Origin of the sequence: Methylorubrum podarium (genome assembly GCF_040270385.1) — a bacterium.
Classification (GTDB): Bacteria; Pseudomonadota; Alphaproteobacteria; order Rhizobiales; family Beijerinckiaceae; genus Methylobacterium; species Methylobacterium podarium.
The window spans coordinates 1-19,225 of record NZ_JBELQE010000057.1; the positions used below are offsets into that span (position 1 = coordinate 1).

General features: G+C 69.3%; 17 protein-coding genes. 9 read left to right on the forward strand and 8 right to left on the reverse strand.

Going from position 1 to position 19,225, the window contains the following annotated elements; all coding sequences use genetic code 11:
* From ABS772_RS09585 to ABS772_RS09595, 3 genes are all read left to right on the forward strand, one after another.
* Positions 1-167, forward strand: a 167-nt coding sequence (locus tag ABS772_RS09585; protein ID WP_350394142.1) for a hypothetical protein, incomplete at its 5' end; no start/stop codon positions are given.
* Between the two features lie 351 nt (positions 168-518).
* The gene (gene lpxC, locus ABS772_RS09590; RefSeq protein WP_350394043.1) at positions 519-1,460 is read left to right on the forward strand and encodes a UDP-3-O-acyl-N-acetylglucosamine deacetylase; all 942 of its coding nucleotides are present in this window, start codon (positions 519-521) and stop codon (positions 1,458-1,460) included.
* Between the two features lie 164 nt (positions 1,461-1,624).
* A complete protein-coding gene (locus tag ABS772_RS09595; RefSeq protein WP_350394044.1) occupies positions 1,625-2,500 on the forward strand; it encodes an outer membrane protein assembly factor BamD in 876 nt (291 codons plus the stop codon).
* A gap of 157 nt (positions 2,501-2,657) precedes the next feature.
* Here ABS772_RS09595 and ABS772_RS09600 read toward each other — a convergent pair whose 3' ends face one another.
* Positions 2,658-3,644, reverse strand: coding sequence for a glycosyltransferase family 2 protein (locus tag ABS772_RS09600; protein ID WP_350394045.1), 987 nt, complete (start codon positions 3,642-3,644; stop codon positions 2,658-2,660).
* 164 nt (positions 3,645-3,808) lie between these two features.
* Between ABS772_RS09600 and recN the strand changes: the two genes are divergently transcribed.
* Positions 3,809-5,509, forward strand: a complete 1,701-nt coding sequence (gene recN / locus ABS772_RS09605) for a DNA repair protein RecN (protein WP_350394047.1) — start codon at positions 3,809-3,811, stop codon at positions 5,507-5,509.
* Here recN and ABS772_RS09610 read toward each other — a convergent pair.
* From ABS772_RS09610 to ABS772_RS09630, 5 genes are all read right to left on the reverse strand, one after another.
* Positions 5,506-5,799: an RNA polymerase sigma factor region1.1 domain-containing protein gene (locus tag ABS772_RS09610; protein ID WP_152277411.1), complete on the reverse strand. Its 294-nt coding sequence runs from the start codon at positions 5,797-5,799 to the stop codon at positions 5,506-5,508. The genes recN and ABS772_RS09610 overlap by 4 nt on opposite strands.
* Before the next feature lie 70 nt (positions 5,800-5,869).
* Positions 5,870-6,142: a YiaA/YiaB family inner membrane protein gene (locus tag ABS772_RS09615; protein ID WP_350394049.1), complete on the reverse strand. Its 273-nt coding sequence runs from the start codon at positions 6,140-6,142 to the stop codon at positions 5,870-5,872.
* A 33-nt stretch (positions 6,143-6,175) separates the two neighbouring features.
* Complete coding sequence (locus tag ABS772_RS09620; RefSeq protein WP_350394050.1) at positions 6,176-6,868, reverse strand: PspA/IM30 family protein; 693 nt, start codon at positions 6,866-6,868, stop codon at positions 6,176-6,178.
* A gap of 113 nt (positions 6,869-6,981) precedes the next feature.
* Complete coding sequence (locus ABS772_RS09625) at positions 6,982-9,297, reverse strand: FdhF/YdeP family oxidoreductase (RefSeq protein WP_350394143.1); 2,316 nt, start codon at positions 9,295-9,297, stop codon at positions 6,982-6,984.
* 124 nt (positions 9,298-9,421) lie between these two features.
* Complete coding sequence (locus ABS772_RS09630) at positions 9,422-10,459, reverse strand: hypothetical protein (protein ID WP_350394052.1); 1,038 nt, start codon at positions 10,457-10,459, stop codon at positions 9,422-9,424.
* A 410-nt stretch (positions 10,460-10,869) separates the two neighbouring features.
* Between ABS772_RS09630 and dnaK the strand changes: the two genes are divergently transcribed.
* The 5 genes from dnaK to ABS772_RS09655 all read left to right on the forward strand — a co-directional run bounded on the left by dnaK (position 10,870) and on the right by ABS772_RS09655 (position 17,091).
* Entirely contained in the window at positions 10,870-12,789 is a 1,920-nt protein-coding gene (dnaK, locus tag ABS772_RS09635; protein ID WP_238254845.1) for a molecular chaperone DnaK, read from the forward strand.
* Positions 12,790-13,028: 239 nt separating this feature from the next.
* Positions 13,029-14,180 carry a molecular chaperone DnaJ gene (dnaJ, locus tag ABS772_RS09640; protein ID WP_350394054.1) on the forward strand — a complete coding sequence of 384 codons (1,152 nt, stop codon included), beginning with the start codon at positions 13,029-13,031 and terminating at the stop codon, positions 14,178-14,180.
* A gap of 157 nt (positions 14,181-14,337) precedes the next feature.
* Positions 14,338-14,994 carry a class I SAM-dependent methyltransferase gene (locus ABS772_RS09645; protein ID WP_238254847.1) on the forward strand — a complete coding sequence of 219 codons (657 nt, stop codon included), beginning with the start codon at positions 14,338-14,340 and terminating at the stop codon, positions 14,992-14,994.
* A gap of 288 nt (positions 14,995-15,282) precedes the next feature.
* Positions 15,283-15,600: a hypothetical protein gene (locus tag ABS772_RS09650; protein WP_350394056.1), complete on the forward strand. Its 318-nt coding sequence runs from the start codon at positions 15,283-15,285 to the stop codon at positions 15,598-15,600.
* A 408-nt stretch (positions 15,601-16,008) separates the two neighbouring features.
* A complete protein-coding gene (locus ABS772_RS09655; protein WP_350394058.1) occupies positions 16,009-17,091 on the forward strand; it encodes an alpha/beta hydrolase family protein in 1,083 nt (360 codons plus the stop codon).
* Between the two features lie 62 nt (positions 17,092-17,153).
* Here ABS772_RS09655 and deoA read toward each other — a convergent pair whose 3' ends face one another.
* Both deoA and deoC read right to left on the reverse strand, forming a co-directional pair.
* Positions 17,154-18,464 (reverse strand): thymidine phosphorylase, encoded by a 1,311-nt coding sequence (gene deoA, locus ABS772_RS09660; protein WP_350394060.1) that lies wholly within the window; start codon positions 18,462-18,464, stop codon positions 17,154-17,156.
* A complete protein-coding gene (gene deoC, locus ABS772_RS09665; protein WP_350394062.1) occupies positions 18,461-19,219 on the reverse strand; it encodes a deoxyribose-phosphate aldolase in 759 nt (252 codons plus the stop codon). Before deoC ends, deoA begins: the two co-directional genes overlap by 4 nt.
* Positions 19,220-19,225 lie beyond the last annotated feature (6 nt).

Below are 19,225 nucleotides of genomic sequence, written 5' to 3' on the forward strand. Positions count from 1 at the left end.
TGCCTGCGCCGCGGGTCGAGCCGGCCCTCCGGGCGCCCGCGCCGCAGGCACCGCAGTACCGTCCCGCTCAGGGCAATCTGGACGCGCAGGGCCGCGCCCTGCCGCCGCGGATGATGGAAGACGACCAGCTCGAGATCCCTGCCTTCCTCCGCCGTCAGGCGAACTGAGAGGCCGATCGGCTGTGGATTGGTGGGGGCAACCATGCCCCCATCGGCCTAGAGTGAGGTGTTTCGGCAACAGGCCCGGGATCGCAAGATCCCGGGTTTAGTTGCTTGTTAAGACACTGATCACAAAATGCTTTTCAAAGATCGTGGCGAAACCGTGGCTGTAACAGATCGTAAGAATCCGTGATTTGGCCGTCCTGTTTGCCACAGCTATACACGCTCCCGGAACGACAGAAGGCGCGGAAGGTCGAACGACCGGCAGCGCTCGCAGAGGCTTCAAGCAGCGGACGGACTTTCCCACACCGCGCCCCGGAACGGGGATGCGCGGGAAGGATCCTGGCCGAGGGCTAAGGTATGCGGACGAACCAACAAACAACGCTCAAAACGTCCGTGACCCTCACCGGAATCGGAGTCCACTCCGGAAACCCGGCAGAGATCACGATCCACCCGGCCAAAGCCAACCACGGTATCGCCTTCCTGCGAACGGGCACGACCACCGGCAACGACCGGCTCATCAAAGCCCACTTCGCCTGCGTCTCCGCCACCGAGCTGTGCACCGTCATCGGTGACGTCGAGACCGGCGCCGTCGCCACCATCGAGCACCTGATGTCGGCCCTCTACGGCCTGGGCGTCGACAACGCGCTGATCGAGATCGACGGCCCCGAGATGCCGATCCTCGACGGCAGCGCCCGCCCCTTCGTCGAAGCCATCGACAGCGTGGGCCTCGCCCTCTGCGGCGCGGCGCGGCGCTGGATCAAGGTGCTCCAGCCCGTCCGCATCGAGGCCGGACGCGCCTTCGCCGAGCTCCGCCCGATCGACCGCGGCTTCCGCCTCGACGTGGAGATCGATTTCGAATCCCCGGTGATCGGCCGTTCGCGCAAGGCGATGGACCTGACCCCGGCCGCCTATCGCCGCGAGATCGCCCCCGCCCGCACCTTCGGCATGATGAAGGACGTGGAGCGCTACTGGAAGGCGGGCTTCGCCCTCGGCGCCTCCCTCGACAACACGGTCGCCGTCGGCGAGACCGCCGTCGTCAACCCGGAGGGCCTGCGCTTCGCGGACGAGTTCGTCCGCCACAAGTTCCTCGACGCGGTCGGCGACCTCGCGCTGGCCGGCCTGCCGATCCAGGGCGCCTACCGCTCCTATTGCGGCGGCCACCGCATGAATGTCGGCATCCTCGAAGCCCTTTTCGCCGACCGCGCGAACTACGCCATCGTCGAGGGTCAGGGCACCCGCCGCGAGCCGGCCCGCGCCGAGTTCGGTCTCAGCATCGCCGCCTTCGCCGCCGAACTGTAACCGCCAGGCCACATCGTTCCGCGATCAACGCTCAGGGCGAAATCCTTAACGGTTGCCACCGCCCCGCCGTTTTGACGCCCGAATCGGCCTCCACCCGTGAAAGCCTGCGCGTAGGTCGCGTGCCGTCGTCCGATCGGCCGGGCCTGACAGGGAATTTGACCGCGATGCCTCTGACCTTCCCGACCCGTGGCGCGATGGCGGCCGTGCTCCTCAGCCTCGGCCTCGGGCTCGGCGGCTGCGATGCCCTCGATCCGACCAATCTCTTCGCCGAGAAGTACAAGCCCGAGGCCGTTCCGGACACGCCGGCGGACAAGCTCTACAGCGAGGGCTTGGCGAAGATGGAGGACAAGGACTACGAGAACGCCGCCAAGCAGTTCGAGCAGCTCGACAAGCAGTACACCTATTCCGACTGGTCGCGGAAAGGCCTGCTGATGACGGCCTACGCGAACTACGAGGGCGCGAAGTACGACGACGCCATCACCGCCTCGAAGCGCTATCTGCAGCGCCACCCGGCGAGCAAGGACGCGGCCTACGCCCAGTACCTGATGGCGATGTCGCAGTATAAGCAGATCCCGGACGTGACCCGCGATCAGGAGCGCTCCGAGCGCGCCCTCGTGGCGCTCCAGGAGCTGGTGCAGAAGTACCCGACCTCCGAATACGCCGCCGACGCCAAGGCCAAGATCCAGATCACCCGCGACCAGCTCGCCGGCAAGGAGATGGAAGTCGGCCGCTTCTACCTCGAGAAGCGCGCCTTCCCGGCGGCGATCAACCGCTTCCGCGACGTGGTCAGCAAGTACCAGACGACCCGCCACGCCGAAGAGGCGCTGGAGCGTCTGGTCGAGGCCTACATGGCGCTCGGCATCACCGGCGAGGCTCAGACCGCCGCGGCCGTCCTCGGCCACAACTTCCCGGACAGCCCCTGGTATCAGGACGCCTACAAGCTCCTGCAGACCGGCGGCCTGGAGCCGCGGGAGGAGAAGTCCTCCTGGATCAGCAAGATCTACCGCGGCTTGATCGGCCGCACCGCCGCCGCGGAGTAGCACCGGCCCGTCGGTCCCCGCGGCAGGCTTGTCGCGGGCGAAGCATTCGAACAGCGTCCCGGATCTGGGATCCGGGACGCTGTTTTTTTTCGTTTCGACTCTCTCGGACCCCGCGGCGATGCCACTCCCTTCCGCTTGCAGGAGAGGCGAGGGGGCTTCAGAGAAGCCGGTCGATCCGCCGGTCGATCCGCTCGGAATACGCCCTCGCCACGGGCAGGGCGTCCGTGAGGTCGCCGTATCGGCTGCACACCTCCGCGAGGAACCCGACGAGCGCCCGGATCGACTGCATCTCGGGATCGTTCGGAGGCGTGTAGCGGAGCGGGCCGCCGCGGTAATCCATCGGGTCGTGGATCACGCTGCGATCCTCGTTCTTCCGCTCGAGAAACCACTCGGACCGCAGCAGCTGCTCGGGATGGTCTCTGAGAAGCTCGAACGGGCCGCGGTAATGGGCCGAGAAGCCCCGATCCACGCTGGCCTGACCGGCCGTCAGGATCTTCGCCCAACCGCGCACGACCTTCGTGACGTATTGCGCGGCGTTGCGCTCGGAGAAATGCGCGATCCAGAGGCGCCGCTCGGTCACGACCGTGCCGCGGCTGCCCTTGGGGAGATGCACGTCGTGCTGCCCCTCCAGCACGAGGCCCCCCTCCTTCGACAGCCGCCAGCTCGCGATCACCTTGCCGTCGTCCGCAACGTCCGTGCGGTGGGTGATGCGGCGGGGCACGAGATTCTCGGCCGTGTCGTCGCGCGTGGTGTAGTTGTAATGCGCCCAGGGTATCCGGACGGCGACCACGTTTTCGCGGGAATTCTCCAACTCTCGAAGATAAGTCCGCAATCCTCCCGGCAATTGCCGCTCGTCGTAGAACTCGTCGCTGTCGAGGCAGGCGACCCAATCCGCATCGTGCTGCTGGACGGCTTCGTTGTAGAGCCAGTTGTTCATGTCCCGCTCGGAGAAGCAGATCGACGGCGACTGGTAGACCGTCAGGGAGATGCCCTCTGCCGCGAGTTGTCTGATGATCTCGATGGTTCCGTCCCGGCTGCCGTTGTCCAGGATGACATGGTGATCGACGAAGGTGGCGGTGTGCCGGATGAAGGCCTCGATGATATCGACCTCATCGAGGACTCGACTCACGGCAACGACACGCATGCACCGGCTCCCAGACACATCCGACCCGGTGAGCGAGGCGACCCGCGTCGCGATCATCGCGCGGCCGATGGTCGTCACGGGTCTCGCAGCACTTTCCGGATGAAGTCCTCTCCGCTTACGGCTAAACCCGCGCACAATCCAATAAGGGGCTCTGGCGCCGCTTCATGCTCGTCCAGCTCGCAATCCGCGACATCGTCCTGATCGACACGCTCGAACTGACCTTCACCGCGGGGCTCACCGTCCTCACGGGTGAGACCGGCGCGGGCAAGTCGATCCTGCTCGACGCCTTCGCCCTGGCTCTCGGCGGGCGCGGCGACGGCGGTCTCGTGCGGCAGGGCGAGGCCCAGGGCGGCGTCACCGCCGTGTTCGACGTCCCCCTCGACCATCCCGCCCGCGCCGTCGCCGCGGCGGCCGAGATCGACACCGACGGCGACCTGATCCTGCGCCGGACCCAGTTCGCCGACGGGCGCACCCGCGCCTTCGTCAACGACCAGCCGGTGGGCGTCCAGACCATGCGGGCGATCGGCACGGCGCTCGTCGAGATCCACGGCCAGCACGACGACCGGGCGCTCGCCGACCCCACGACGCACCGCGCGATCCTCGACGCCTTCGGCGGCCTCCAGGGTCCTCTGAATCAAGTCGCCGCCGCGGCCAAGCGCGTGCGCTCCGCCCGCTCGACACTGTCCGAGCAGCGCGCGCGGGTCGAGGCGGCGCAGAAGGAGGCCGACTTCCTGCGCCACGCGGTGGACGAACTCGGGACCCTCGACCCGCAGGCGGGGGAGGAGGCGACGCTCGCCGAGCGCCGCACGGTGATGCAGCAGGGCGAGAAGGTCGCGCGCGAGCTGAACGAGGCCCTCGACCTCGTCGGCGGCTCCGGTTCGCTGGTGCCGCATCTTTCCTCCGCCGTGCGCCGCCTCGAACGGCGCAGCGCCACGGTGCCGAGCCTGGTCGATCCGAGCATCGCCGCCCTCGATGCCGCCCTCGTCGCGCTGGACGAGGCGCGCGCCACCCTCGATGCCGCGGTGCTCGCCGCCGAGTTCGATCCGCGCGAGCTGGAGCGGGTCGAGGAGCGCCTGTTCGCCCTGCGCGCCGCCTCGCGGAAATATTCGGTCCCGGCCGACGACCTCGCCGACCTGCGCAGCCGCTACGACGCCGACGTGGCGGCACTCGATGCCGGCGAGCAGGCGCTCGCCGGGCTCGAAGCGGAACTCGACGCGGCGGAGGCGGCCTATGCCCAGGCAGCCAAGCGGCTCGGGGACGGACGCCGAAAGGCCGCGAAAGCCCTCGACGCCGCGGTCCAGGCCGAGCTTCCGCCGCTGAAGCTGGAGGGCGCCCGCTTCATCACTCAGATCACCGTGGACGAGGCCTCACGCGACGCCGCGGGGACCGAGCGCGTCGAGTTTTGGGCGCAGACCAATCCCGGCACCCGCGCCGGCCCGATGATGAAGGTCGCCTCCGGCGGCGAGCTGTCCCGCTTCATGCTGGCGCTCAAGGTCGTCCTCGCCGGAAAGGGGTCGGCGCCGACGCTGATCTTCGACGAGATCGACACCGGCCTCGGCGGCGCGGTCGCCGACGCCATCGGCGCGCGGCTCGGCCGACTCTCGGAGCAGGTTCAGGTGGTGGCGGTGACGCACGCGCCCCAGGTCGCCGCCCGCGCCGCGACGCATTTCCGGATCGCCAAGGACAATGTGAAGGGCAAAGCGGCCAAGGGCGCGGAGAAGAGTGCCGATCGGGTCACGACCCGGGTGGTCGGGCTCGCGGCGGATGCGCGCCGGGAAGAGATCGCCCGAATGCTGGCCGGCGCCACCGTGACCGACGAGGCTCGCGCGGCGGCGGCACGGCTGCTCCAGGGGGCGGAGGGTTAGTCGCCCTCGTCGAGCTCGATCCCGTACTCCGCCAGCACCCAGAAGATTGCCTCGAGATCGTCGGCGGTCACGTCGCGCGGCGGCAGCGCCTCTTCAAGGTCGTCGTAGGTCAGCGAGCGGCGGCGCTCGGCATCCGCCTTGGCGAGCAGGCGATCGACGGTCATGCGGATGTCGGCCGGCAGGGCGTCGTGGCTCGGCAGCACCACGCCGCCGGCCGGGCGCAGGGCGTCGCTGAGCAGGCGATCGATGATCGCCTGCCGTCGCGCGTGAGCTCCGTCCGAACTGTCCATGCCACGAATATGGACCGTCGCGGGCGCGCGTCGAGTCTCCCCCGGCGGCCGTCTTTCGTCGCCTCTCGCGTCACTCCTTGCCGACCGACATCAGCAGGCGCTCGGTGCGGGCATCCTCGATGCGGTTGACCATGCGGCGGCCCTCGTGGACGTCGCGGAGCGTCTTGGTGGCGGTGATGCAGGACTGGACCAGCATCACCGTGCCCATGGCGAGATAGCCCTTCATCCAGAAGTCGAGGGGCATGAACAGGATGCCGAAGCCGACGAGGGCGGCGGAGGCGATGAAGGAGGCTTGGGTGAAGACAACCCAGGCGCCGGTATGCTGCGCGGTCTCTTGGGACATGGTTCGGTTCCTCGAAAGCGGATGGGGTGGCGATCAGGCGGTGGCGGCGCGGTCGGCTTCGGCGCGGCTCCGCAGGCGGGCGAGCACGTCGTCGGAGGTGGGGCGCGTCCGCGGACCGAAGCCCTCGCGTTCGAGGCGCTCCGCGATCGTCTCCTCGGGCGTTTCGATCGCCGCGAGCGCCGCGTCGGCATCGGTTGCCTCGGCCTGGTTCCGCCGAAGGCGGGCCAGCGTGGCTTCGGCCTCCCGCAGGCTCGCGTTCCCGCTCACCGTGCGCGTCCCGCGAAGACGCCGGACCGCTTCCGCGGCTGCCGCGACCCGGCGCCCGCGCTCCAAAGCCGCCTGACGCCGGGTCGCGTCGGCGAGCACCGCGCGCATCCGCGTCACCTCCGCGGAGAAGGTCGCCCGTGCGGCGCGCAGGGCATCCCGCTCGGCTTCGAGGGTGGCGATCGCCTCGGCCGCCTCGCGGGCGAGATCCTCGCGGCCGGCCGAGAGTGCGGCCACGGCCCGCGTCTCCAGATCGGCGGCGCGCGCCTCGACCTCCGCCAGGCGTCGCGCCTCGGCCGCGTCCCCGGCCATGGCTGCGGCCAGCGTCCGCCGGCCGCGCTCCAGGTCGGCGGCGGTCTCGCGGATCTGCTGATCGAGCACGAGGAGGGCGTGGCGGTCGTAGGCGTCCTCGCAGGCCTGGGCGGCAGCGCCGCGGGCAAGCGTTCGCAACAGCGTCAACATGGCATCACTCCGATGGCGTGACCGCTTCGTCACGCCGTCATGGGTGCGCCGAGTTTGCACAGTGTGCAAGTGACAATTTGCACACCGTACAATCCAGTCCAGTGGGTCGGGCCTCAGTCCCTCACGGCCAGCTCCGCCGCCTTGGCGATCCGCACGGGGATCGCCTTCGCCGCCGGGACCTTGGCCTGCGCGTCGTGGTGCCAGAGCGGGATCAGCACGTTCAGCTCAGGGTAGTAGCCCGCGCAATTGCCCTCGGGGATGTCGTACTTGACGATCCTCAGGCCCTTCACCTCCCGGGCGAACTCGTCGGCGGCCTCGGTCACGACGTCGACGGTCTCGCCGTCGGCGAGTTGCAGGCGCTCGATGTCGTTCTCGTTCATGAACAGCACCTGCCGCGTGCCTTTCACGCCGCGGAAACGGTCGTGATAGCCGTAGACCGTGGTGTTGAACTGGTCGTTCGAGCGCAGCGTGATGAGGTCGAGCACGTCGCGCCGGTCGCTCTTCATGTCCGGGTCCATGTCGAGCCCGTCCGGCGGCACGACGAAGTTGGCCTTGCCGGTATCGGTCTCCCACTTGCGCTCGCGGGCGGCGAGCGGCTTGTGCAGGCCGCCGGGCTCGAACAGGCGCGCGTTGAAGTCCTTGAACTTTTCCGGGTAGGTCGCCTCGATCGCGTCGCGCACCCGGGCATAATCGCCGACCCAGGCGTCCCAATCGACCTTCGGGTTGGGCGGCAGCGTCGCCTTGGCGAGCTGCGCGACGATCCACGGCTCCGAGCGCACGTGGTCGCTGACCGGCGAGGCGACGCCCCGCGAGCCGTGGAAGCAGGAGGTGGAATCCTCCATCGACACCGCCTGCGGACCGCTCGCCTGCTCGTCGATCTCGATGCGGCCGAGGCAGGGCAGGATGTAGGCGATCTCGCCGCGGACGAGATGCGAGCGGTTGAGCTTGGTCGAGACCTGCACGGTGAGCCGGATGCCGCGCCACGCCTCCTCCATCCGCCGCGTGTCGGGGATGGCGCGGACGAAGTTGCCGCCGAGCCCGACGAACGCCTCCACCTTGCCGGACAGCACGCCCTCGCAGGTCTCGACGGTGTTCATCCCCTTCTCGCGGGGCGGCTCGAAGCCGTACATGTCCTTGAGCTTGTCGAGCGGCACCAGCGACGGCTCGTCGGCGATGCCGACGGTGCGCTGGCCCTGCACGTTGGAGTGGCCGCGCACGGGGCAGATGCCGGCGCCGGGGCGGCCGATATTGCCGCGCAGGAGCAGCAGGTTGACGAACATCTGCACCGTCTCGGTGCCGCGGCGGTGCTGGGTCAGCCCCATTCCGTAGATGCCGATCACCGCCCGGGCGCGGGCGTAGACGGCGGCCGCCGCCTCCATCCCCTCGCGCTTCAGGCCGGACTTCGTCTCCAGCGCCGGCCATTCGAGCCGGTCGCAGAACTTTTCGAACTTTTCGAAGCCGTGGGTGTGCTCGGCGATGAAGTCGATGTCGAGGATGCGCGGGCGCCCGTCCTCTTGCGCCTGCCGGTCCATGGCGAACAGCGCCTTGCAGATCCCGGCGATCGCGGCGATGTCGCCGCCCGCCTTCACCTGATGGTACTGGGTCGAGATCTGCGTTGAGGAATGCGTCAGCATCTCGATCGGCGATTGCGGGTTGGTGAAGCGCTCCAGCCCCCGCTCGCGCAGCGGATTGAACGTGATGATCGGGACGCCCCGGCGCCGGGCGTCCTGCAGCGGGTGCAGCATCCGCGGCGCGTTCGAGCCGACATTCTGGCCGAAGAACAGGATCAGGTCGGTGGCCTCAAAATCCTCCAGCACCGTCGTCCCGACCGGCACGCCGATCGATTGCGGCAGCGCCTTCGAGGTCGATTCGTGGCACATGTTGGAGGAGTCGGGCAGGTTGTTGTTGCCGTACATCCGCGCGAACAGCGCGTACATGTAGCTCGTCTCCAGCGAGGCCCGGCCCGAGGAGTAGAACACCGCCGCCTTCGGGTCCGTCTCCCGGATGGCTCGGAGCTCGCGGCCGATTTCCTCGAAGGCCTGCTCCCAGGAGACGGGCAGGTAGCGGTCGCGCTGCGGATCGTAGCGCAGCGGATGGGTGATGCGACCCTTCTCCTCAAGGTCGTAATCGGGCCAGCTCAGCAGCTCGGTCACCGAGTGGCGCTCGAAGAAGTCGGGGCCGATCCGCTTGCGGGTCTGCTCCCAGGCGGTCGCCTTGGCGCCGTTCTCGCAATATTCGAACGCGGAGGGCTTGGCCGGCTTCGACCATGCGCAGGAGACGCACATGTAGCCGCCCGGCTTGTTCTGCTTCATCAGCATCGCCGCGCCGGAGACAGGGATCTCCTCGCGGGTCAGGATGTCGACGAGGGATCGGGCCGAACCCCATCCGCCGGCCGGGTCGGTGTAGGCTTCGATCTTCTCGTCGGGCATACCGAGGCTCACTCTTGGTGCACCTCGGCGCAACACGGACGCGAAACCCGCAGTTCCGCCCGTGCGACGACGGCTCCGGTCCGGCCGCGAACGGCCCCGCTCGCCGAGCGAGGCTCGCCCCCCCTTACTGGTCGGCGAGGGGCTCCGCCCCCTGCGCGTCCGGATTCATCCCCTCGACCGGGCCGCGGCTGCGGCGGGGCCGCGGCGGGGTGTTGGCGGCGGTCGGCGTCGCGACGTTGGCGCCGAGCCGCGCCGCGAGCGCGATCGCCCGCGCCTCGGTGAAGCGCAGGTGGCAGTAGCCGTGCGCCCCCTCGCGGGCATAGGTCCGGCAGGCCTGCTCGCGGTCGGAGGAGAAGGCCGCCTGCTCCTGCACGATCGGGCGGACATCGCCGCCCCGCGCCCGCTGGGTCATGACCTTGTAATTGTCGCGCACCGCCTTGTCGGCGACGCCGCGGGCGGTGTCGAACTCGCCCGCCTGCGGGATCAGGCTCGCCGCACCCGGTCCCCACAGGCCCGACGGCGTCGTCTCGCAATCCGCCGCGGTGAAGGTGCAGGCCGGACCCGAGCCGAGCGGCGTGGCGAGCACGCTGCCGTCCAAGATCTCGAAACGCAACGGACATTCGGCGCTCGTCGCCGAGAAACGGGAGACGCCCTGCGCCCGGCCCTCCGCGCTCAGGGGCACCGGCTTGCCGCCGTTGAGCTTGACCGTGCAGTTCTCGGTCGGCTGCGAGATCTTGGTGCCCGGCAGGGTCATCTGGGCGGTGTAGGCCGATCCGCTCCGCTCGATCTTCAGGGAGCCGTTCAGTCCGTTCAGCAGCAGGTCCTGCCCCGCGACGTTGTCCTCGGCCGGCACCCGCAGCACCACCGGCTGGCGGGGTGCGGCCGGCACGCTCGGCCGGGTCTCGGCGCCTTCCCCCGGCGCCGGGGCGCCCGGCGCGCCGGGATCGGCCGGTTGGGGCGGGGGTTGGACCGGCACGTTGCGCGGCGGCTGCGGCGGACGCGCCGCCCGCCCGATGCCGAACAGCTCCTCGAAGAAGTTCTGCGCCCGCGCCGGGGTGGACGAGACCACCATCAGGCCTGCGACCACGGCAAGTGCCCCCGTCGCGGCGCGCAACGGACGAGACTTCACGGCAAAGTTCCTCTCGGGGTCGGGCAGGAACATCAGGCAGTCGGCCTCCCGGTTCGACGCCCCCGCGCGGGCGTTCTCGTCATGCGCCGTCTTCTCGGGCGACGGCTTTCTCTCGATATGCCCGTGTCGTAGCACGCCACCCGTGGCGCGGACGTGGCAGCCTGGCAACAAACAAGCCTTTCCGCGGGCACACGATCCGGCGAATGCTTCGGCGCGGCGGCGGATGACGGCGCTCGCTCAACCGTGCGGCGCGCGTTCTTGCGGCGGCGTAGCCGTCTTCTTATATGCGGCGGGACACGGGACGAAGCCTTTGAAGCGCAACCCGCAAGGGCGAGGCGCTTCGGATCCATCCCGTTCTCAAACCTGATGTTTTGTACCGCCATGGGTCGAGCTGCTTCGGGGCTCGGCGGTCTGCTTGAAAAATCCAACAGAGGGATCCCACCATGGGTAAAGTGATCGGTATCGACCTCGGCACCACCAATTCCTGCGTGGCCGTCATGGAAGGCACGCAGCCGCGGGTCATCGAGAATGCGGAAGGCGCCCGCACCACCCCGTCCATCGTCGCCTTCACCGACGACGGGGAGCGCCTCGTCGGCCAGCCCGCCAAGCGGCAGGCCGTGACCAATCCGGAACGCACCTTCTTCGCGATCAAGCGTCTGATCGGCCGGACCTACGACGATCCGCTGACGCAGAAGGACAAGGGCCTCGTGCCCTACAAGATCGCCAAGGGCGACAACGGCGACGCCTGGGTCGAGGCCGACGGCAAGAAGTACTCGCCTTCGCAGATCTCCGCCTTCACCCTTCAGAAGATGAAGGAGACCGCCGAGTCGCATCTCGGCCAGCCGGTGACGCAGGCTGTCATCACCGTGCCCGCCTACTTCAACGACGCCCAGCGTCAGGCGACCAAGGATGCCGGCAAGATCGCCGGCCTTGAAGTCCTGCGCATCATCAACGAGCCGACGGCCGCCGCGCTCGCCTACGGCCTCGACAAGAAGAAGTCCGGCACCATCGCGGTCTACGACCTCGGCGGCGGCACCTTCGACGTGTCGATCCTCGAGATCGGCGACGGCGTGTTCGAGGTGAAGTCCACCAACGGCGACACCTTCCTCGGCGGCGAGGACTTCGACAACCGCGTGGTCGAGTACCTGACCGCCGAGTTCAAGAAGGAGCAGGGCATCGACCTGACCAAGGACAAGCTCGCCCTCCAGCGCCTCAAGGAGGCCGCGGAGAAGGCCAAGATCGAGCTGTCCTCGGCCACCCAGACCGAGATCAACCTGCCCTACATCACCGCCGACGCCACCGGGCCGAAGCACCTCGCGCTCAAGCTCAGCCGCGCCAAGTTCGAGTCGCTCGTCGACGACCTCGTGCAGCGCACGATCGAGCCCTGCCGCAAGGCGCTCAAGGATGCCGGCGTCTCGGCCAACGACATCGACGAGGTCGTGCTCGTCGGCGGCCAGACGCGCATGCCCAAGGTGCAGGAGGTCGTCAAAGCGTTCTTCGGCAAGGAGCCCCACAAGGGCGTCAACCCGGACGAGGTCGTCGCCATCGGCGCCGCGGTCCAGGCGGGCGTGCTCCAGGGCGACGTGAAGGACGTGCTGCTGCTCGACGTGACCCCGCTCTCGCTGGGCATCGAGACGCTGGGCGGCGTGTTCACGCGCCTCATCGACCGCAACACCACGATCCCGACCAAGAAGTCCCAGGTCTTCTCGACGGCGGAAGACAACCAGAACGCGGTCACCATCCGGGTCTTCCAGGGTGAGCGCGAGATGGCGGCGGACAACAAGCTGCTCGGCCAGTTCGATCTCGTCGGCATCCCGCCGGCGCCCCGCGGCATGCCGCAGATCGAGGTGACCTTCGACATCGACGCCAACGGCATCGTGAACGTCACGGCCAAGGACAAGGCGACGAACAAGGAGCACCAGATCCGCATCCAGGCCTCGGGCGGTCTCTCCGACGCCGACATCGAGAAGATGGTCAAGGACGCCGAGGCCAATGCCGAGGCGGACAAGAAGCGCCGCGAGCTGGTCGAGGTGAAGAACCAGGGCGAGAGCCTGATCCACGCCACCGAGAAGTCGGTCGCGGAGTACGGCGACAAGGTCTCGGCCGCCGACAAGGGCGCCATCGAGACGGCGATCGCCTCCCTGCGCACCGCGCTGGAAGGTGACGACGCCGAGGGCATCAAGGCCAAGACCAACGACCTGATGCAGGCCTCGATGAAGCTCGGCGAGGCGATGTACGCCGCCTCCCAGGCCGAGGGCGCGCCCGGTGCCGACGGCGCCGCGGCGTCGGCGGAGAAGAAGGACGACGTCATCGACGCCGACTTCCAGGAAGTGGACGAGAACGAGCGCAAGAAGCGCGCGTAAGTCGTCGAGGATGGTTCGGGAGCGGTGCGCCGGCGCCGCTCCCGACTATTTTTTTATCGTCAGCGGCGCGGACGGCTTGATCCTCGGGCAAGGCTCGGGGATCAACCTTGTCGAGCGTCCGATCTCCGTGAAGGTCGATCCGTCCAGTCCCGTCCGAGTCGGGAGGCGGATCGCGGCGCGGCCGAAATCCGGCAAGCGAGCCGGCGGCCGGCGCGAACGAGAGGCTCCAGGGGCCGGGAATGTCGAAGCGGGACTATTACGAGGTCTTGGGCGTCGCGAAGACGGCCTCGGAGAGCGAGCTGAAGGTCGCCTTCCGCAAGCTGGCCATGGTGCATCACCCGGACCGCAATCCCGGCGACAAGGAAGCCGAGATCAAGTTCAAGGAAGTCAACGAGGCCTATCAGTGCCTCGCCGACGGCCAGAAGCGGGCGGCCTACGACCGCTTCGGTCACGCCGCCTTCAGCCAGGGCGGCGCGGGCGGCCCCGGCTTCGGCAACGAGTTCGGCGACTTCATGTCGGACATCTTCGAGAACTTCTTCGGGGATGGCCGCGGCGCGCCGGGCGGCGGGCGGGGACGCGGCGGCGCGCCCGGCCGCGAGCGCGGGGCGGACCTGCGCTACAACCTCGAAATCAGCCTCGAAGAGGCGTTCGCCGGCAAGACCGAGACCATCCGCATCCCGACCTCCATCGCCTGCGAGACCTGCTCGGGGACGGGCGCCAAGGCCGGATCGAAGCCGCGGACCTGCTCGACCTGCGGCGGCTACGGCCGGGTGCGGGCGGCCCAGGGGTTCTTCGCCATCGAGCGGACCTGCCCGAATTGCCACGGCCGGGGCGAGGTGGTGGACGATCCCTGCCCGTCCTGCTCCGGCGCCGGCCGCGTCAACCGCGAGCGGACGCTCTCGATCAACGTGCCGGCGGGCGTCGATGACGGCCTGCGGATCCGGCTCGCGGGCGAGGGCGAGAGCGGCCTGCGCGGCGGACCGGCGGGCGACCTCTACGTCTTCCTCTCGATCAAGCCGCACCCGTTCTTTCAGCGCGACGGGGCCGACCTGTTCTGCCGCGTGCCGATCTCGATGGTGACCGCGGCGCTCTCGGGCGAGATCACCGTGCCGGTGATCGACGGCTCGCAGACGCAGGTCCGCATCCCGGCCGGCACGCAGACAGCCAAGCAGTTCCGCATCAAGGGCAAGGGCATGCCGGTGCTGCGCTCGCGCGAGGTGGGTGACCTCTACATCCAGGTCTCGGTGGAGACGCCGCAGAACCTCACCAAGCGCCAGCGCGAGCTGCTGCAGGAGTTCGACCAGAGCGCCTCGGACGAGAACCACCCGGAGAGCGCCGGCTTCTTCTCGAAGGTGCGCGACTTCTTCGTGAGCGGCTCGACGCGCGCGTGATCGCTCCGCGCCACGGGATCAAACCCGCGCTTCGGCCGGTTATGACGGCGGCTCATCGCTGCGGTCATGCGCTCGACGCCGAGCCGCACAGCTTGACTGCCCGCGGGTTTTCATCGTCTAGCCTGTTCGATCCATGATGAGCCGAGGACCTTCGGACGTGCCGCCGCTTCGCCGTTCCAGTGCCAGAGCCGTCGCCGCCACCCGCGTCCTTCGAGAGCGCAAGGATCCGCTGGAGGACGAGGCGCGCTTCCTGCGCTCCTGGTTCGAGCGCCCGCTGGTCACCGGCGCGGTCACGCCGTCGGGCAAGATGCTCGCGCGCACCATGGCCGCCTATGCCGACCCGAGCGTCGCCGGCCCGGTGATCGAGCTCGGGCCGGGCACCGGCCCCGTCACCGAGGCCCTGATCCGCCGCGGCTTCGATCAGGAGCGGCTCGTCCTCGTCGAGTTCAACCCCGATTTCTGCACGCTGCTGCGCCGCCGCTTCCCCGGCGTGACCGTGATCTGCGGCGACGCCTACCGGATCCGCGAGACGCTCCGCGACCGGCTCGGCAGCCTCTGCGCCGCGACGATCTCGAGCCTGCCGCTCTTCACCAAGCCGCTGGAGCAGCGCCTCGACCTCCTCCAAGGCGCCCACGACCTGATGCATCCGGGCGCGCCCTTCGTGCAGTTCACCTACGCGGTGGTGCCGCCGATCCCGGCCAAGTGCGAGGCGGGCAGCTACACGGCGAGCCGCTCCAACAAGGTCTGGCTGAACCTGCCCCCGGCGCGCGTCTGGGTGTACCGGCGTCCCGAGCCGAAGGCCGGCGCCGTCTGATCCCGGCTCCGATCGATCGCGTCGGGGCACGCCGCACGTCGTCATCGCGAAGATCGAGAAGCGAGACCCACTCAGCAAAGTTGTCCGACTTTCCGGACGTGGTCAGGCCTTGCTAGGCCCGTGACCATTCTTTGCGGGAAGGTTGAAACCCTAATCTTCTCCATGCTCTGCGGTCGCGGGCATTCTTGTTTCCCATTGTACGGATTCCGCTCAGAACGCGTTCAGCCGGTGGCTTCTAGCTTCGCTCTCAAGGCCGTCAGGACGGCCCGATGAACGGAGGTCACCACGATGTCGGAATCCTCAACGCGTCGCTCCCGCTTCGCCCTCGCCGCACTCGCGTTGATGGCCGGCGGCCTGTTCGGCGGCAGTTCCGCCAACGCCGCCCCGCTCGCGCCGGCCCCGGCGACGGCGCTCGCTTCCGAGGCGTCGGTCGAGACGGTGCAGTGGCAGCACCATCATTTCGGCCATCGCCATCACCCCCGCCACTGGGGTCACCGCCACCACCATCACGGGCACTGGGGCCATCATCGGCGCCACTGGGGCCACCATCACCGCCACTGGGGGCATCACCACGGCTGGCGTCACCGGCACCACCATCACTGGTAGTTTTCAGATCTGAACGATCCCCGCCAGTGCATCTAAAGCGCTGGCGGGGATTTTTGTTTATGAGACTGCTATCGATAAGCTTGTCTCTAAGTGTAAATCGGGACAAACCTTAACAAATTTGTTTTGTTTCAGTCGGTTGCCGCGTGCAATTATCGATAACCTTGAAGACTGCACAAATATACTGATTGCGCTACCCATTCAATCGATTTTCTATATCCGAATGAGGTTTCTGCGAAGCCTCTAGCGCACACGCGCTATCTATATTAGAAAACATCATATGTTACTGGCCGAGTCGCCCCCATGCGCGCTTCCGCTGTCTGGCTCGCCCTTTCCTGCCTCCTGCCCGTTCCGGCAGGAGCCGCAGGTCCCGATTCTTCGTCGTCGATGCTGCCTCCGGCCGAGACGCGGATGCTCGTCCTTCGCGGCGACCCTGCTCGCCCCGTCAACCTGAAGGTCCGCCTGTTCCTGCCGCCCGGAGCCGGGCCGTTTCCCCTCGTCGTCTGGAACCACGGCTCGGATGGACGGGGCGCCGACCAGGACATGCATAACGTCGGGACCCATTACGGCACCTACTACTTCCTGGCTCGCGGCTACGCCGTCGCCCATCCTCTGCTCCGCGGCTACGGCGGATCGGGCGGACGGATCCAGGTCTCCGGCTGCGACATGGAGAGCCTCGGACGGCAGGACGCCCGGGACATCGCCGCCGTGATCGCACAGCTGGAGCAACAGCCGCAGATCAGCGGCCAGCGCGTTCTCGTGGCCGGCGGAAGTTTCGGCGGATGGAACACGCTCGCCGTCGGGGCCCTGAACGACCCTCACGTCGCCGGCCTGGTCAATTTCTATGGCGGCGTGCGCACCTCGAATTGTTCGGCCAGCGACGCGGCCCTGGTGAGCGGCGCCAGGGATTTCGGCAGGGCGACGCGGATACCCTCCCTCTGGCTCTACGGCGACAACGACCGGCTGTTCCCGCGCGCGACGTGGCAGGCCATGTACGCCGCCTACCGGGCCGAGGGCGGGCCGGCCGAGCTGGTTCCGTTCGGCACCTTCATGTCGAACTCTCACAAGCTCCTGTCCTACCCGCAGGGCATCGCCGTGGTCAGCCCGAGGCTCGACGGCTTCCTGTCACGCCTGGGGCTCCCGACGCGGGTGCTCTACCCGCAATACATGCCGTCCTCGCAGCCGCGGCGCACGCAGTTCGCCGCCGTCGATGATGTCGCGGCGGTGCCGTACCTGTCGGAGCAGGGTCGGGAGGCCTACCGCGCCTTCCTCTCACGGCCCTTCCCGCGGGCCGCCGTGCTCGCGCCGGGCGGCGTCCTGGCCTCCGCGAACGGCGGCTTCGATCCGCTCGCGAGGGCGCTCGCCATCTGCCAACGCTACAGCCGGCAATGCCGTCCTTACGCGGTGGACGGCGACGTCGTCTGGAGAGCCACCGCCCTGCCGAAGCAGGCCCATCTCCGATCCCGGACCGTGCCGGCCCCCGCTCGGCCATAGGCGGGCCGGCCGTCACGCCGGTCGATGGCGACGGTCGCCGGCGATCGCGGAGCGCGCCTCGCTCAGCCAAGCCGCTCCATCACCGCCTCGCGCGGCGGCGTACTCACCGTCCCGATCCGGTAGGCCGCCCGCAACGCGGTCGCCGCCCGCTCGGCAGCGGCCTCGTCCGCCGCGTGGACCGTGCCGAGAGGATCACCCGGCTCGACCCGGTCGCCGGGCCGCGCGAGACCGGTGAAGCCGACGCGTCCGTCGATCGCGTCCTGCGGTCGGGTCCGGCCGCCGCCGAGACCGATCACGGCGAGGCCGATGGCGCGGGTCTCCACGTCCTCGACGATGCCGGCCCTCTCCGCCGTCACCGGCCGCACGACCGGCGCCCTCGGCAGGTGCCGGTCCGCCGCCTCCACGAGATCGGCGGGGCCGCCGAGCGCCGCCACCATCCGCGAAAAGGTCTCGCAGGCGCGGCCCGAGTCGAGCGAGGCCGTCAGGCACCCTTCCGCCTCCGCCACGTCCGCGGCAAGGCCGCCGATCACCAGCATCTCGGCGGCGAGCGTCAGGGTCACCGCGTGAAAGCGCGGCTCGCGGGCGCGACCGGTGAGGTAATCGACGGCGTAGGCGACCTCGACCGCGTTGCCGGCGCAGGAGGCCAGCGGCGCGTCCATGTCGGTGACCAGGGCACGGGTGCGCAGCCCGGCGGCGTTGGCGACGGTGACGATGCTCTCGGCGAGCGCCCGCGCCTCCGCCCGACCCGCCATAAAGGCGCCGGAGCCGGTCTTCACGTCCATGACGAGGCCTTGAAGCCCCGCCGCGAGCTTTTTCGAGAGGATCGAGGCGGTGATCAGATCGAGCGACTCCACCGTCCCGGTCACGTCGCGGATGGCGTAGAGGCGCCGGTCGGCGGGCGCGAGGTCGGCGGTCTGGCCGATGATGGCGCAGCCGATCTCGGCCGTGACCTGGCGGAAGCGGTCGAGGCCCGGCGCCACGTCGTAGCCGGGGATGCTCGCGAGCTTGTCCAGCGTGCCGCCGGTATGGCCGAGGCCGCGCCCCGAGATCATCGGCACGTAGCCGCCGCAGGCCGCGACCATCGCGGCGAGCGGCAGGCTCACGGTGTCGCCGACGCCGCCGGTGGAGTGCTTGTCGAGGACGGGGCCGGGCAGATCCCAGTCGAGCACCCTGCCCGAACGGGTCATGGCCTGGGTCAGCGCCACGCGCTCGTCGAGCGACAGGCCGCGGAAGAACACCGCCATGGCGAAGGCCGCGGCCTGTCCCTCGGTGACCTGATCCCGCGTCAGCCCCTCGATGAAGCCGGCGATGTCGGCCTCCGACAGGGCGCGCCCGTCGCGCTTGTCGCGGATGATCTCCTGGGGGAGCCTCATCGGGCGGCCTCCAGGGCGCGGACGAGTTCGGCGTGCAATGCGCTCGCGCCGATGCGGAAGGTCGTTGGGCTCACCCAATCCGGCCCCATGACCCGGTCGGCGAGCGCGAGGTAGGCGCTCGCATCCTCGATCCGGCGCAGGCCGCCCGAGACCTTGAGCCCCGCCGGCCGGCCGCCGCGCGCGCGGATCGCCTCCAGCATGATCTCGGCGGCGGGCAAGGTGGCGGAGACCGGGGTCTTGCCGGTGGACGTCTTGATGAAGTCGGCACCGGCCTCGAGCGACAGGCGACTCGCCCGCGCGATCAGATCCGGCTCCCCGAGCTCGCCGGTCTCCAGGATGACCTTGAGGAGCCGGTCGGGGCAGGCAGCGCGCACGGCGGCGACCATCCCGCGGGCCCCCTCCGCGTCGCCGCGCATCAGCGCGCGATAGGGCAGGACGAGATCGATCTCGTCGGCGCCGTCGGCCAGGGTGGCACGGGTCTCGGCGACCGCGCGCGCCGCGTCCTCGCCGCCCTCGGGAAAGTTGATCACGGTGGCGACCCGGACGCCGCTGCCCCGGAGCGTCCGCGCGGAGCCCGCGACGAAGTCCGGCCAGACGCAGATCGCGGCGACGCCGCTCGCGCGGGCCGCCTCGCAGAGCGCCTCGACGGCGGCGGCGCTGGAGGTCTCGCTCAGATCGGTGAGGTCGAGCAAGGGCAGGGCGCGCCGCGCCAAGCGGGCCGCATCCTTCGGGGGGAGGGGGGCTGGCGCGGTCATCCGCGT

Bases quoted from the DNA above. Each gene is read 5' to 3' on its own strand.
- lpxC (WP_350394043.1), top strand. From the start codon at position 519: ATGCGGACGAACCAACAAACAACGCTCAAAACGTCCGTGACCCTCACC.
- ABS772_RS09595 (WP_350394044.1), top strand. From the start codon at position 1,625: ATGCCTCTGACCTTCCCGACCCGTGGCGCGATGGCGGCCGTGCTCCTC.
- ABS772_RS09600 (WP_350394045.1), bottom strand. From the start codon at position 3,644: ATGCGTGTCGTTGCCGTGAGTCGAGTCCTCGATGAGGTCGATATCATC.
- recN (WP_350394047.1), top strand. From the start codon at position 3,809: ATGCTCGTCCAGCTCGCAATCCGCGACATCGTCCTGATCGACACGCTC.
- ABS772_RS09610 (WP_152277411.1), bottom strand. From the start codon at position 5,799: ATGGACAGTTCGGACGGAGCTCACGCGCGACGGCAGGCGATCATCGAT.
- ABS772_RS09615 (WP_350394049.1), bottom strand. From the start codon at position 6,142: ATGTCCCAAGAGACCGCGCAGCATACCGGCGCCTGGGTTGTCTTCACC.
- ABS772_RS09620 (WP_350394050.1), bottom strand. From the start codon at position 6,868: ATGTTGACGCTGTTGCGAACGCTTGCCCGCGGCGCTGCCGCCCAGGCC.
- ABS772_RS09625 (WP_350394143.1), bottom strand. From the start codon at position 9,297: ATGCCCGACGAGAAGATCGAAGCCTACACCGACCCGGCCGGCGGATGG.
- ABS772_RS09630 (WP_350394052.1), bottom strand. From the start codon at position 10,459: ATGTTCCTGCCCGACCCCGAGAGGAACTTTGCCGTGAAGTCTCGTCCG.
- dnaK (WP_238254845.1), top strand. From the start codon at position 10,870: ATGGGTAAAGTGATCGGTATCGACCTCGGCACCACCAATTCCTGCGTG.
- dnaJ (WP_350394054.1), top strand. From the start codon at position 13,029: ATGTCGAAGCGGGACTATTACGAGGTCTTGGGCGTCGCGAAGACGGCC.
- ABS772_RS09650 (WP_350394056.1), top strand. From the start codon at position 15,283: ATGTCGGAATCCTCAACGCGTCGCTCCCGCTTCGCCCTCGCCGCACTC.
- ABS772_RS09655 (WP_350394058.1), top strand. From the start codon at position 16,009: ATGCTCGTCCTTCGCGGCGACCCTGCTCGCCCCGTCAACCTGAAGGTC.
- deoA (WP_350394060.1), bottom strand. From the start codon at position 18,464: ATGAGGCTCCCCCAGGAGATCATCCGCGACAAGCGCGACGGGCGCGCC.
- deoC (WP_350394062.1), bottom strand. From the start codon at position 19,219: ATGACCGCGCCAGCCCCCCTCCCCCCGAAGGATGCGGCCCGCTTGGCG.